This window comes from Gottschalkiaceae bacterium SANA, assembly GCA_036323355.1.
GTDB lineage: Bacteria > Bacillota > Clostridia > Tissierellales > GPF-1 > GPF-1.
In genome coordinates this window covers 2,715,910-2,730,922 of the sequence record AP028876.1, presented here as the reverse complement: position 1 = coordinate 2,730,922, position 15,013 = coordinate 2,715,910, and the positions used below count along the sequence as shown (strand labels likewise).

At 40.0% G+C, this 15,013-nt stretch carries 9 protein-coding genes; 7 read left to right on the top strand and 2 right to left on the bottom strand.

Translation table 11 applies throughout. The annotated features are described in order from the left end of the window. Positions 1-205: 205 nt before the first annotated feature. A complete protein-coding gene (gene adhE, locus AC25CA_RS13365) occupies positions 206-2,809 on the top strand; it encodes a bifunctional acetaldehyde-CoA/alcohol dehydrogenase (protein ID WP_486814328.1) in 2,604 nt (867 codons plus the stop codon). A gap of 567 nt (positions 2,810-3,376) precedes the next feature. Here the strand turns inward: adhE and AC25CA_RS13360 are convergent. After that, entirely contained in the window at positions 3,377-4,600 is a 1,224-nt protein-coding gene (locus tag AC25CA_RS13360) for an aspartate kinase (RefSeq protein WP_486814327.1), read from the bottom strand. Then, positions 4,600-5,826: a homoserine dehydrogenase gene (locus AC25CA_RS13355; RefSeq protein WP_486814326.1), complete on the bottom strand. Its 1,227-nt coding sequence runs from the start codon at positions 5,824-5,826 to the stop codon at positions 4,600-4,602. The genes AC25CA_RS13360 and AC25CA_RS13355 overlap by 1 nt, the downstream gene beginning before the upstream one ends. Before the next feature lie 143 nt (positions 5,827-5,969). Between AC25CA_RS13355 and thrC the strand changes: the two genes are divergently transcribed. The 6 genes from thrC (at position 5,970) to AC25CA_RS13325 (ending at position 14,774) form a co-directional block, all read left to right on the top strand. Beyond that, on the top strand, positions 5,970-7,436 hold the full coding sequence (gene thrC / locus AC25CA_RS13350) for a threonine synthase (RefSeq protein ID WP_486814325.1): 1,467 nt from the start codon (positions 5,970-5,972) through the stop codon (positions 7,434-7,436). 11 nt (positions 7,437-7,447) lie between these two features. Continuing rightward, entirely contained in the window at positions 7,448-8,347 is a 900-nt protein-coding gene (thrB, locus tag AC25CA_RS13345) for a homoserine kinase (protein WP_486814324.1), read from the top strand. A gap of 927 nt (positions 8,348-9,274) precedes the next feature. After that, positions 9,275-10,960 (top strand): sigma 54-interacting transcriptional regulator, encoded by a 1,686-nt coding sequence (locus AC25CA_RS13340; RefSeq protein WP_486814323.1) that lies wholly within the window; start codon positions 9,275-9,277, stop codon positions 10,958-10,960. A 356-nt stretch (positions 10,961-11,316) separates the two neighbouring features. After that, the gene (locus AC25CA_RS13335; protein ID WP_486814322.1) at positions 11,317-11,667 is read left to right on the top strand and encodes a RidA family protein; all 351 of its coding nucleotides are present in this window, start codon (positions 11,317-11,319) and stop codon (positions 11,665-11,667) included. Positions 11,668-11,693: 26 nt separating this feature from the next. Next, the gene (locus AC25CA_RS13330) at positions 11,694-13,127 is read left to right on the top strand and encodes a Na+/H+ antiporter NhaC family protein (RefSeq protein WP_486814321.1); all 1,434 of its coding nucleotides are present in this window, start codon (positions 11,694-11,696) and stop codon (positions 13,125-13,127) included. 18 nt (positions 13,128-13,145) lie between these two features. Beyond that, positions 13,146-14,774 (top strand): L-serine ammonia-lyase, iron-sulfur-dependent, subunit alpha, encoded by a 1,629-nt coding sequence (locus tag AC25CA_RS13325; RefSeq protein WP_486814320.1) that lies wholly within the window; start codon positions 13,146-13,148, stop codon positions 14,772-14,774. Positions 14,775-15,013 lie beyond the last annotated feature (239 nt).

Sequence of the window (15,013 nt, the reverse complement as noted above, 5' to 3'; positions counted from 1 at the left end):
CTCAGAGGGCTCTTTTTTTATGAAAAATGAAAAAGGGAGAAAAAGAGAGAATACGGGAGTAAAACCATAGAAAGAAATGTTTTCCTTTTTCTAGAAAGTCCTACAGTCGTATTTTTAAGGGTTGTGTGAATAAATTAACGATGCTATCATAAACTTGTCGTTAAGAAATTAACAAACGAACAAATCTTTTGTGAGGAGAGATCATATGGGAAATGTAGAGGTAAAGATCGAACGTCCAGATGTAACCAAAATGGTTAATAAGTATGTGAAGCAAGCGGATGAAGCCCAAAAGAAGATGTTAGAACTTAATCAAGAACAAGTGGATGTGATTGTGCAGAAGATGGCTTTGGCCGGATTGGAAGCACAGATGACCCTGGCGAAAATGGCTGTGGAAGAAACTGAACTTGGTGTTTATGAAGACAAGATTACAAAGAATATCTTTGCTACAGAATATATCTATAACAGCATCAAATACAATAAAACAGTTGGTGTGATCGAAGAAAACGCGGAAGAGGGCTATAAGCTGGTAGCGGAACCGATTGGTGTGCTGGCGGGTGTAACACCGGTGACCAATCCAACTTCTACGACGATGTTTAAATCGATAATTGCCATGAAAACAAGAAATCCGATTATATTTAGTTTTCATCCCAAGGCCTTGAAGTGTTCTTCGGAAGCGGCACGGATTGTACGAGAAGCTGCAATTGCTGCAGGTGCACCTGAAAATTGCATACAGTGGATTGAGAAGCCGTCAATTGAGGCGTCCAACTATTTGATGAAGCATGATGGAATTGCTTTAATTCTGGCGACAGGCGGACCTGGAATGGTACGTGCAGCCTATTCGTCTGGAAAACCGGCTCTAGGAGTTGGCGCAGGAAATGTGCCTTGTTACATTCATGAATCGGCAAACCTGGATCAAGCGGTTACCGATTTGATTCTTTCAAAAACCTTTGACAATGGAACGGTTTGTGCATCGGAACAAGCGGTGATTATTGATGAGAAGGCATATAAGTATGTAACAGATTTGATGAAATATCATGGATGCTACTTTTTGAAGAAAGACGAGATCAAAAAGCTAGAAGCTGTGGCCATCGATGCCAAGCGTATGTCTATGAGCCCGGCAGTTGTGGGTCAGCCGGCAGCGAAAATTGCAAAACTAGCAGGGATTGATGTACCGGAAGATACCAAAATTTTGATTGCTGAATTGGCAGGGGTCGGTCCAAAGTACCCATTATCTCGAGAAAAACTAAGCCCTATTCTCGCTTGCTACAAGGTGAAGGGTGCAGAAGAAGGCATTCAACGGGCCAAGGAAATGACAGAGTTTGGCGGACTTGGCCACTCGGCAGTCATTCATAGCGATGATGACCAAGTGATTCAGGCATTCTCTGAAACCCTGAGAACCGGGCGATTATTGGTAAACTCACCATCAAGCCAAGGGGCCATTGGAGATTTGTATAATACGAATATGCCGTCTTTAACCTTGGGATGTGGTTCTATGGGAAACAATTCTACAACAGACAACGTTTCAGCAATCAACTTAATTAATGTGAAGCGGGTTGCCATGAGACGAACAAATATGCAGTGGTTTAAAGTACCGGAGCGAATTTATCATGAATTCGGTTCCGTACAATATCTTCAAAAAATGCCGAACGTGCGTCGTGTGATTATTGTAACTGACAGGATGATGGAAGAATTGGGATATGTGGAGAAGCTCCGATATCATCTTGCACGACGCAATGCTCCGGTAATGATCGAAGTATTTAATAGCGTTGAGCCTGATCCATCTGTAGAGACGGTTATGGCGGGTGCTGAAATGATGAAGCGATTTAATCCAGATACGATCATCGCCTTGGGTGGCGGATCGGCCATGGATGCAGCCAAGGGCATGTGGTTGTTTTACGAACAGCCAAACCTTGACTTTAATGGGCTTCGATTAAAATTCTTTGATATTCGAAAGAGAACCTACAAGCTGAAGGAATTGGGCAAGAAAGCGAAATTGGTCTGTATTCCAACAACTTCTGGAACTGGATCTGAAGTGACGGCTTTTGCTGTCATTACCGATAAGAAAAGGAATGTGAAGTATCCCTTAGCGGATTACGCGCTGACACCGGATGTTGCAATTCTTGACCCTGATTTTGTCATGACGGTACCGAAAACGGTTACGGCCGATACGGGACTGGATGTATTGACCCATGCAATTGAAGCTTATGTGTCTGTGATGGCAACGGATTATACCGATGCCTTGGCGCTTCAAGCCATTAAATTGGTATTTAAATTCTTGCCGCAGGCTTATGAGAATGGATCAAACCGATTGGCAAGAGAGAAAATGCATAATGCGTCTTGTATGGCGGGGATGGCCTTTACCAATGCTTTTCTGGGCATTAATCACTCCTTAGCACATAAGTTAGGTGGAGAGTATCATATCTCTCATGGCCGTGCCAATGCCTTCCTATTGCCGGCTGTGATCCGATATAATGCAATGAAACCGACAAAATTTGCAAGCTTCCCCAAATACGGCACCTTTGTGGCCGATGAAAAATACGCAGAAATTGCAAGAAGCCTTGGCTTGAAAGCCAATACAACAGCTCAAGGGGTACAAAGCTTGATTGAAGCTATTCAAGTTTTGTCAAAAGAAGTTGGCCTGGAACCGTCTATTCAAGCCTACGGTATCGATGAAAAAATCTTTATGGATACCGTTGACCTACTGGCGGACAAAGCTTTTGAAGATCAGTGTACAACAGCCAATCCAAAACTACCGTTGGTGAAGGAACTGGCTGCTGTTTATAAAGAGGCCTACTACGGACTTAAATAGCCTCAAGAACTCCATCTTAACTCTATAAACTCCAAATCAAGACCGTGTGAAATCTGCACGGTTTTTGATTTAGGTAAAATGTACAGGATTTAATGGAACATTCAATACATGTTGAAGAATCTAATATCCTAACTTGAAAAAGGGAGGAAATGTGAGTAAAAGGCTGAAATAAGAAGTAAATGGTGGGAAATAAATGTTTTCCTTTTCTTATAAACAAGGAAACTGGGTATTTTCACGCTTGTGTCAATAAATTAACAATGCTATTATGACTTTATCTTCTGAAATTTAAAAATAATTGGTAAGGAGTGATCTTATGACAAATGAAGAGAAAGAATTGAAACTTGCGAATGCGCAAAAAATAATCGACAAGTATGTAAAGCAAGAATTGGAAGCATTGAATAAATAACGAACTCGAGTGAAGAAGTAGGTTTTAATAGACGAGTTTCGATCATATGAACAGAGAAGAAGTGCCAATTTCGTGAAGAACGATGATTGGCACTTTCTTTTTTCTAAATAAAAACCGTGCGAATTGTGCACGGTTTTTGATTTGGGTGTATGTTATTGCTCTTATACCGGGCTTGAGGAACCCAGTTCAAAGACATCGTGTAGGTGTTGCATGGCTTTTAGACCGTCTACATTTGAAATGATACAAGAGATCTTGATTTCTGAAGTTGAGATCATTTGAATATTAATTCCAAGATCAGAAAGGCTTCCAAATAGTTTTGCAGCAACATCTGTATTACCGGCAATGCCGGTGCCGACAACGGACAGCTTGGATACATCAGGATCATGAAGAACCCGATTTGCGCCGATTTCAGCCGCATAAGCCGTCGTGATGGAAAGGGCTTGCTCCTTGTCCTCGTCATTGACAGTAAAGGATATATCATTGACCGTATCGCGGTGGGCGCTCTGAATAATGGTGTCGACGCGAACGTGTTTCTGCGCCAACCTTGAAAAGAGTGAAAAGGCAACACCGGGTTTATCCGGCACCTCTACGATTGTAATTTTAGCGATATTGTCGTCGATAGAAATTCCTCGAACGGATACTTTTTCCAATTGATTCACCTCGATGATTTCTGTTCCGGGGTTGTCAGAGAAACTTGAGCGGACAACCAAAGGAACTTGATATTTTCTCGCGAGCTCGATGGATCGCGGATGAAGCACTTGCGCGCCGAGACTGGCCATTTCTAAGACCTCGTCGTAGGAGATTGCGTCTAGTTTCCTCGCTGTCTCTACTTTTCTTGGATCGGCGGTATATATGCCGTCCACATCGGTGTAGATCTCGCACTTGTCGGCTTCCAATGCAGCTGCCAAAGCAACGGCTGTGGTATCGGAACCTCCTCGTCCCAGGGTGGTGATGTCATTGTCTGCATTAATGCCTTGGAATCCGGCAACAATGACAATCTTATTGTTGCCAAGTTCTTGATTCAATCGTTCGGTCTGAACTGATTCGATCCGTGCTTTTTTATGAATTTGTGTCGTTTGAATTCCACATTGAGCCCCAGTAAGGGAAATGACATCGTGTCCTTGTGCCTGAATGGCCATGGCTAACAGAGAAATGGAGACCTGTTCTCCTGTTGACAAGAGCATGTCAAATTCTCGATGAGGGGGGTCTGGATGAATGGCGCGAGCCAAACTGACCAATTCGTCGGTGGTATCGCCCATTGCTGATACGGCAACAACAACTTTATTGCCTTGCTCGGCTGTTTTTGTGATCCTTGCCGCTACGCATTTGATGCGTTTTATATTGCCGACGCTGCTTCCGCCGTATTTTTGTACGATCAGGCTCATTACCCTTTCAACCTCCTTGCGTAGAAGATGGATCCGCATTCTTTTTCTACATCAGAAACGATCGCCCGCATCACACTTGCTTCAATTCCTTCAATCATACCTTGGTAGATTTTTTGATTGTTGGCAAGTCCCAGATTGAGTAATTGCTCTGCCAATCGAGCTTGCTCGGATTTTGTGCAAGAAAGAAGATCGACCCGCAAATAGTAGTCTTGAGAAGCATGGGTTGGACCCACATTTTCAGCAAGAGCCAATGGAATGATATCTGCTTGGTAATGGTTGTCCAAAATATCCATCAAGTCACTGATGACTGCGTTGGCTGTTGGATCCATGCCCGCACCGGCGCCGACAAAATCAAGACGACCGGAGAGGTGACCGATAAAGGAAACCACGTTGTCGCTGTTCTTGATGGCGTAGAAGCGATGGGAAGGATCGACGATACATGGTTCCACCCAGATGGAAATGGCATCGTTCTGTTGTGCTGACGAAGCAACAAGCTTAACATCAAGGTTCTTTGATTGAAAGTAATCCGTATCTATGCCGCGAATTGATCGAATTCCCCGGGTATACACTTTTTCCGTTGGAATCTCTTGTCCGTAGGCGAGGGAGGATAGGATTGCAATTTTTCTTTGTACATCAAATCCGTCGATATCTGCAGATGGATCAGCCTCGGCATAGCCTCGGGCTTGTGCGTCTGCAAGAACGGTATCAAATTCTAACTTGTTTTCCATCATTTGTGTTAGGATGAAATTGGTTGTTCCATTTAAAATGCCTTCGATAGCTTGAATTTGATTCAAGCGTCGCTGTTGTTTGAGGGGCTTGATAATAGGAATTCCACCACCGACGGCACCTTCAAATAGAAAGGCGACATTTGATTTCTTTGCTTCATTTAAAAAGAGGGAAAGATTTGCTGCCACAACTGCTTTATTGGAAGTAATGACATGCTTGCCGTTTTGAAGTGCCTTCAGTATATAAGATTTAGCAGGTTCCATGCCACCCATCACGGAAAGAATGACGTCTATGCTTGGATCGTTTAAAATATCATCAGCATCGCATGTCAGCTTGCCGTCTGGAACTTCGACGGGTCTCTTTTTATTCAAATTTCGAACCAAGATCCGTTCAACGGTTAGTTCCTCTTGATAGAATTCCTGCAATCTTCCTTTTTGATTCTCAATAATTTCATAGGCACCTGCTCCAACTGTCCCAAGTCCCAATAAACCAATTTTCATCTAGTGTGCTCCTTTCGGTCAAATATGACAAGAAAAAAAGAATTGTATTTCTATAAAAAACACTTGTTTTTCGTTTGAAAACATTATAACATAGAGAAAGAAAAATACAAGCCCAAATATGAAAAAAGAAAGGTGTCGAGAGCATGCGATATGAAAGTACACGAAACAATACAATTCAGATGACAGCGGCAGAGGCGATTTTGCAGGGTATTGCACCGGATCGCGGTCTCTATGTACCGGTAGAATTTCCTAAGTTGGATGTAGATTCTTGGACCGGACTTTCTTATGAAGAAACAGCATATAAAGTATTGTCTCCATTTTTAGCGGAGTTTTCTGAAGAGACATTAAGGAAGATGATTCACAAGGCCTACGGACATGGATTCGAGGTGGAGGAAATTACCCCGCTTCGTGGAATCGGGAGCATGAAGCACCTGGAACTCTTCCATGGTAGAACGGCTGCGTTTAAGGATATGGCATTATCGATCCTCCCTCATTTAATGAAGGGGTCGGAAGATGTGTTAATGGCAAAAGAAAAAATCATGATTTTAACTGCAACATCGGGTGATACCGGTAAAGCGGCATTGGAAGGATTCGCCTACGCGGAGGGAACATCCATCGTAGTCTTCTATCCAAAAGATGGTGTCAGCGAGGTGCAGAAGCGTCAGATGACCAGCCAGAAGGGATACAATACCTTCGTTTATGGCGTTGACGGAAACTTTGACGATGTGCAGACTCGGGTGAAAGAAATTTTTGTTGATGACGATGTGCGCAGAACATTAAAAGATAGAGGCATTCGCCTTTCTTCGGCAAACTCAATTAACATTGGTAGATTGTTGCCGCAAATTGCCTACTATTATCAAGCCTATCGAATGATGGTAGATCAGGGCGAGATTCAAACTGGAGATCAGGTGAATTTTGCCGTGCCGACAGGAAACTTCGGGAATATTCTAGCGGGATTCTATGCCAAGCAAATGGGCTTGCCCATTGGTCGTCTAATCTGCGCTTCTAATGAAAATAAAATTTTGTACGATTTCTTTAAAACTGGTATTTATGATGGCAACCGCGAATTTTTCCGCACTAGTTCGCCTTCTATGGACATCTTGATTTCCAGTAACCTGGAACGTCTTTTGTATGAAGCATGTGGACGGGACCCAGAAGTTGTTGCAAAGATGATGGAAGCCTTCCAGGAAAAACGTGTCTTTGAAGCAACTGAAGATATGAAAGCAACCTTCGCCGATTTTTATGGTGGATACTGCACGGAAGAAGAAACGGCTCAAACCATTGCGCGTGTCTATAAAGAAAGCAATGAGTTGATTGATCCTCATACGGCAGTTGCACGGAAAGTAGCGGAGGATTATCAGCGGGAAATTAATGATTTTCGTCCTATGGTTGTGGTTTCTACCGCAAGCCCTTATAAGTTCTCTCGCGCAGTTTACACAGCGATCTTCGGTGAATCGGACGAACATGACTTTGAATTATTGAGTCAGTTGGCGAGGAAGACAAATTGTCCGGTCCCTTATTCTTTGAAGGATATTGCTTCACGCGTAGAGATCCACAGCAAATCCTGCGCGATTGATGAGATGCTTGCCTTTATTTTTGCATCTTGTTAGGAGGAAAGGCTATGTTTGAGGTTAATGTTCCTTATACCACAGCTAATCTGGGTCCCGGTTTTGATTGTATTGGGCTCGCCCTTTCCGCTGAAGCACGGATTTCGGTAGAATGGCAAGAGGCAGGGGTCACATTTCACGGATGTGCTAAAAAATATAAAAATGACAATCATCTTTTATTGAGAGCCTATCGGCTGGGGATGGAAACCATCGGTTTGCCTCTCAGAGGACTGATCTTGGATTTTTTGTCCATGCCACCCATTGCGCGTGGTCTTGGTAGCTCGGCAGTCTGCATTGTTGCAGGATTGATGATTGCAAAGGAAGCGGCGAAAGAAGCGGGCAAAGAAATGGATATGGAAATGATGGTAGGCCTAGCCACCAAAATGGAAGGCCACCCCGACAATGTGGCACCTGCTTTGATGGGTGGTTGTATCTTAAGCTTGATGGCAGAAGCACAAATTGTGCTTCAACCAATTGCAGTTCATGAGAGTATTGGTCTGATGGCCTTGATACCTCCCTTTGAATTGTCGACTAAAATATCTAGGGGAGCCATCCCGGAACAAGTGCAACACAAGCAGGCGGTCTACAATGTGGGGCGGGGGATGCTTTTGACTCAGGCCTTGGCTTCTGGTGAGATGGACAAATTAGCCATGGCTCTTGAGGATCGATTGCATGAACCATACCGCTTTCCTTTAATCAAAGGAGCGGAAGAAATCAGAGAAAAGATGGATGAGCTTGGTGCCGTACGAACCGTAATCAGCGGTGCTGGTCCAACTCTCTTGGTCGTGTTTGAAAAGAATACGGGTTTTGAAGAGAAAGCAGAAAAGTGGATGCAGCAAGCATATGAGCCGTGGGACGTCTTTCCATGGACCGTGCAACAGCATGGCGCGTGGGTGAAAAATGAAAGAAAGTAAATAAGATCTTTTCTAACGGTGAATCGAGTTAGGAAATGAAAATGATAGAAATCGTTTAAGGCACAAAACCAAGCGATTGGTTTTGTGTTTTTTTGTATGTCATTTTGCATGAGACAATCGACTGACGACACGGGTTCACAGAAGTGGGAGAATGAATCTTGAAGATTAACGTACTATCATGTGAGGGTATGTTTCGGATCAATGCCGGTGAACAATAGCACTAATGAAGTGGTAAGTTGAAATGAGGAATGAAAGTTTGTGGACAGAATAGTTGTTATCCGGGAACGTCGATAAATTTTATGGCTATTGAATCAGTAAAAATTATGTCTCAAGGAGTTTGCACAGAGTGTAATTTACACGCTTGTCAAGACTCAAATTTAGATATGCTAATAAATCTATTTTTGTAAAATTTTGCTGAAGCACATTGAAATTATGGTATATTTGTGCGGTTGTTCGGTGGACCTTACTTGATTGTGTCAGTTGATATTAAGAGGCAGCAGCAAGTAAGAATAGGTTGTCGATTGCTTTGTTTGTTTGCATGAATTTTGCCTAAGGCATTTTAATTACAATCTCATCTTTTGAGGGCTTGATTTCAACAAGTTTATAGTTTGCTGTTGAGCATGATAGCACGATCAATTCACATTGTCAGTCCGTTGATTTTGTTTACAAGAAGTTCCTTTTCTTCTTGTCTTATTTATGGTCGTATTTTCTAGAAGATGTATTTGATCCTGTGTGTATATTTAAAGCAGAAAGAGCAGTTTTCGATAATATTTTTTTTATAATTCAAGCTAGAGATGCGATTTATTCATTTTTCATGTAGAATGTTCTTAGAAAAAAATTTTATTTTCAATTATCAGATTGAAAAAAATGTAAAACCGCAAAAAAAATTTGCACTTGCTCGGACGAAGTGCAAAAATGGAGGTACTAATGGACAGCAAGGAATTGGTAAGTTTTTTTTCGTTAATTAAAAGTAAAGAAAGAACAAATGTGTTTGACAATTTATTAATTATTAATGATTCATATAAGGCTATTAAATTAAGCGGTCCAAGGTTTTATAAGTTTTTCTACGGGTTAAAATATCTTGACGTGGATAGTATCAGGAAGTATTTTTCCCAAGAATTAGCTGAATATGTTGGAAAAGTAACGATATTGCAAAGAGATGATGGGGAAGAACTACAGGTTTTTGGATGTAAGTTCGATGATTGTTTTGTTTTTTTAGCTGAAGAAGTATTTCGAGAAGCTTATGTTTCAACTCAAGTTAGGGATTTGATTTTAGAATCAATACCAAAAGGTATTATTGCAATCGATAAAGAGTCAAAAATTGTATTATATAATAATGCATACTCCAAACTAGATGAATTGAGTAAGAGAAGAGTACTTAATAAATATTTGAAAGATGTTTATTGTTTAGGAGATGATGGCAGTACGCTAAAGCATGTTATGGATACTAAACAACCAATGCTTGCTTATCGTCAAGAGTATAGCACGATTGATAAAAAAATATGTGATGTAGTTAAAGATACTTATCCGTTGGTTGATAATGGAGAAATAATCGGTGCTTTTTCATTTGTAAACGAGTTTGAATATGCCAGTAGTTGGTCGAAACGCATACTGTTGCAGAATAATAGTGACTCTATAAATGAAGGTAAACCTGATAGAAAGTTTAAGACAAAAGATACTAAAGTTTTAAGAGTGTATAAGCTTGCAAAAGAGATACCTAGTAATCAGAATGTGTGTGTGTATGGTGAGATGGGGACACAAAAGGATTTGTTGATCGATACGCTAACAAAGAAAACAAAGCAACTTAAAAATCAAGTGTATACAATTGATTTAGAAGAATGTCCACTAGAAATTGTAGAAAAGTTATTATTTGGTTTTGAGATAATAAAAAATGAAAAAAAAGTGATTGAACATGGCGTTTTAGACGAAGCGAAAAATGGAACGCTGATCCTGTATAATATTCATGTTTTACCAATGAAAATACAGAAAAAGCTTTATATGTTTATGAAATATCAAACCTATTACCGCATGGGTGCAAGCAAAAAGACGATGTCAAATGTGCGTATTATTTACTCCACAATTGTGAACCCTATAACCATGGTAGAAGAAAATAAGCTATTGCCTAAGCTTATTTATCAAGGATTTTCGTATATTTTGCATATACCGCCATTAAGAGAACGTCTTGGAGATATTATTGAAATTTGTAATTATTGTCTTAAGAAAAGTAATGAGAAAAATTCTATTAAAGTGAAAGGGTTTGATGAGTCATTCATAAGGGCAATTCAGAAGTACAATTGGCCGGGAAATGACGATGAATTGAATCATGTACTTGATTCTGTGTTTCCTATAGTTCTATCGGGAACTTATATTCAAGCAGAATTTCTTCCACAATATATTTTGGAACGCATAGAATTTGAGGATGAAAATACAAAGGGTGGAATAAATATGGAACAATCTTTAAAATCTGCACTTTGTGAAACAGAACAATTAATGATAAAGCACGCTTTACAATTATCAGGCGGGAACATTTCTAAAGCGGCTGAACTGCTAGGTATTAAGAGACAAAATTTGCAATATAGAATTAAAAAAGTGAATGGTAGTCGTGAGGCATAATGAGAGTTGTGTTAGTGTTCTAGGAGAATAAAAAGAAGCAAGAAGCGCAAAAATATTTTGCGCTTCTTGCTTCTTTTTTAGGGAAAATACGAAAAAAATTTAGAGTACTGTGTTCGATGGAAATTTTGACGGAAGTATTTGCGGGAAATATAGTAAAAATACAGGAGGTGGTGATATGAGAAAGGAATGTTCGAATTTTAATTCAGGATAAGTGGATGAGATCTTATCTAGCAGATCTATAGAGGATATTTTGATGCGGCAACTGCCAAAATCTATGTAAAATAATCTGCTGAATGGCTGACTAACCGTTAATAGAAGAAGGATGAGTATGCTTGATGGATGAGAGGTGAGGAGATATGATGGGAAAAGAACTACCATATTCTAAAACATTGATGAATAATAGTATTGGATTTGTTTCAGGGCAGTTGGCAATCGACAGCGAGGATGAATTAGTTGGGAATGACATTTCTTCACAGACAAAAGCTGCATTGAATAACCTGTTCGCTGCGGTAGAACAAATGGGAGCAGCAAAATCGGATATTATGTTTGTAAATGTATATTTGCAGGACATAGTATCCGATTTTGAAAAGATGAACGAAGTATACTCTGGAATGCTTGAGGGGAATAAACCATGTAGAGTCACAGTAGGCGCAACGTTAGTTGATCCGAAGTATTTAGTGGAAATTTCAGCAATAATTGTGAAATGATTTAACGAGAAAAAGGAGGATGTATAATGAAGAAACAGATGGGAAAACGAGCGCCAAGTAAAATTGAAGCCTTTTCAACAATGCTAATATTACTAGCTTCAGTTGGTTTTGGAGCAATGAAGGGATTAAGTGCGATACCGTTTTTAATGATTTCTACAGTTTGGGTATGTCTAATTGGGCTAAGATGCGGATACTCTTGGAATGAATTAGAAGAGGGAATGGTAGAAAAAGCAAAGACTCTTGCTGGAACAACGTATATATTGATAACAATTGGTTTTATTATTGGAACATGGATGTTTTCAGGAACAATACCAGTCATGGTATATTATTTGCTAAACATTATTAATCCTTCATTCATTATTGTTTTATCATTTATTATTAGTGCAGTTGTTGCAGCAATTATTGGGACTTCATGGGGGACTGCAGGTACAGTGGGTGTTGTAATGATCAGTTTAGCGAATGCTCAAGGTGTATCAATGCCTATGGTTGCAGGTGCGGTTGTATCGGGCGTTCATATTGGCCAAATTTTATCACCGATGTCAGATATGTCAAACTTGGCAACAACAGAAGGAAATACGGATGTAATGTCTGTTATAAGAAGATGTATGAGATATGCGGCACCAACAATACTATTTTGTATTGTTGTCTATACGCTTTTCGGATTTACTGGTAGTGCAGGTGTATCATCGTTAGAGCAGGTAAGTGGAATTAAAAATCAAATCGCTGAGTATTTCAATACAAGTCCATTAGTTTTATTGCCATTAGTGCTACTTGTTTTCTTGAGTATTAAAAAGATTGCCGTTTTACCTACAATGATTCTTTCTGGATTGACAGCAGTGATGATTGGCATGATAATGAATAATTTTGATCTCTCATTTGCGATTAATACGATGTATAGAGGATTTAATATTTCAACGATAGCTACAGCAGAGGTGTCACCAATCCTTCAATCTTTAACAAATCGTGGTGGGATGATGATGATGTCTGGCGCAATTGTAATGATGTTTACGGCATTGGCTTTTGCTGGGGCAATTATTAAGATTGGTGCACTTCAAGTTATTGTGGAAACGTTATTTTCGAAGATCAAATCAAAAGGCGGCCTGGCACTTGCTACAGTTTCAACAGGATTGGTAACAGCTCTAGCAACTAGTGATTCATATATGACACTGATACTACCATGTGATCTGATGAAGAAGAAGTATAACGATAGTGGATATGCATCTATAAATGTTGCGGCCGTGTCTCAATCAGTAGGGGCTTTAATCATGGGTATTATTCCATGGACAAGTACTGCTATCTACATGTCACAAGTGACGGGTGTTCCGGTATTAAAATATGCACCATTTGCATTTTTCTTATGGGTAACCCCGATCTTTGCGGTCTTGGTTTCAATGTTGCCAAATGGTTTTGTGAAATTAACAGATGAGGTAGTCGAAAATAATGAGGCAGCAGGTTTATAATAAACTTTAAGGAGAGTAATGATGAACGTAAAAAATTATCCGGATTTTTTCAACAATGTATTTGGACCAATTATGCAGCCTGGTTCTAGTACGCATACTGCTGGACCAGCTAGAATGGGTTACATGTGTAATTCGTTGTTAGGTGAGGAAGATGAAGTGAGTGAGATTCTCGCTATTATGGATCCAGATGGATCTTTTTGTGGAACGTTTGGTATGATGACTGAAGATTTGGGAATATTGACAGGAGCTTTGGGTCATTTGCCAGATTGGGAGTTTTTATTTGAAGCAAAAGAGGTTTGTGAAGAAAAAGGTGTCAAATTCAATTTTAGTTTTAGTGACATGAAAGAAAGTACTCATCCAAATGCTATTAAATTTGTTTTAAAGGGAAAAAGCGGCAGAGTAGTATCGTTAGTTGCAAATTCAACAGGTGGGGGTATGATTGAAACGGTTATTGTAAATGATTATCCCTTCCATTCAATTGGTGAGTCTTTTGTAATTTGTGTGTTTGACAAAGAAGACAAACTAGAGGGTAGTGAACTAGAAAGATCAATGATTGAGAAATTCGATATATATGCTCATGATATTTCAAGAGCAGAAAGTAAAGGGAAGATGCTTTGGTTCCGTACATCTTATAATCCAGATAAGAAGGAAATTAAGAATGTTGTTGGTGATCTAGAGTTTTCGGTGATGTATCCAGTATTGCCGGTAGTGACAAGACGTGAGAAGAAAGAACAATTATTCAATACTGTAGAAGGCATGCGAAAGCTCGCTGAGTCTCAAAATAAAAGGATGTCGGAGATTGCTATTGAATACGAAATGAATTCTTCTTGCTGGAGTCGGGAAGACGTTATTGAATACATGGAGAAAACGGTTGCTGCAACAATGCATCGAAGAACGCATGCAATTTATGAGGAGGAGATGGAATCCTTTTATCGCCCTTATCTAACGGACTACTATAAAATGTACGAAGAATTTAGAGTGAATAAAGGGAATGACCTTTTAGCGGGACCAACGATTGGATTGGCTTACAAGTATTTGCTAGGAGGTAAGCCGTTTGTCCCGGGATTGCTTTACGTACCAGGACCACAAGGTTCAGGAGGTGGGTATGTATATGCGGCTTTATCAGCAGTTAAAGAAATTCATGGTTATTCTAATGAAGATCTACTAAGAGGTTTATTTGTTGCTGCAGCAGTAGGTTCCACTGCATATTCTAATTGCGATCCAACTGCTGAGGCAATTGGATGTGCAGGTGATGCAGGAATGGTTTGCTCCTTCATTGCGGCGGGATTAACTGAAATGATGGGTGGAACACCAAAACAAGTAGAATGGGCTTGCTCGTTAGCCTTACAGTCATTTATTGGTATTGTATGTGATTATTTTCCGGGTGGAGATGAGAACCCATGCCAATCAAGAATGTTTGTGGCTGTAGGGATGGGGATCGTATTTTCAGAGTTAGCTACTGTCGGTATCAATCCTGTGATTCCATTTCATGAAGTAGTGGATACTGCAGCATCTGTCGGTAGCAAGATACCTAGTGATCTTAGATGTACAGCTCGTGGTGGATTGTGCTTAACACCAACAGCACTTAAATTAAAAAATCTAAATCAAATTGCTTTAGAAGAACTTGAAAAAAGCAAGAATAAATAGTATGAATTTAATAAAACCTGTATCGTGGCTGAGTTGTTTCTTAGTCATGATACAGGTTTTTAAAAGAGCAAAAAGGTAAAGATAGCTTTCTGGAAGAATTATGCAAGGAGCGGTCGAATTTTTTAGGGTTAGGTAAAGTACGGTGAACTGTATCATAAGCAACCAAGTAATTATTATTACTTTTAGACAGTTAATGAGAATAAACAAAAAACAGAGATCATCTATGGATGATCTCTGTT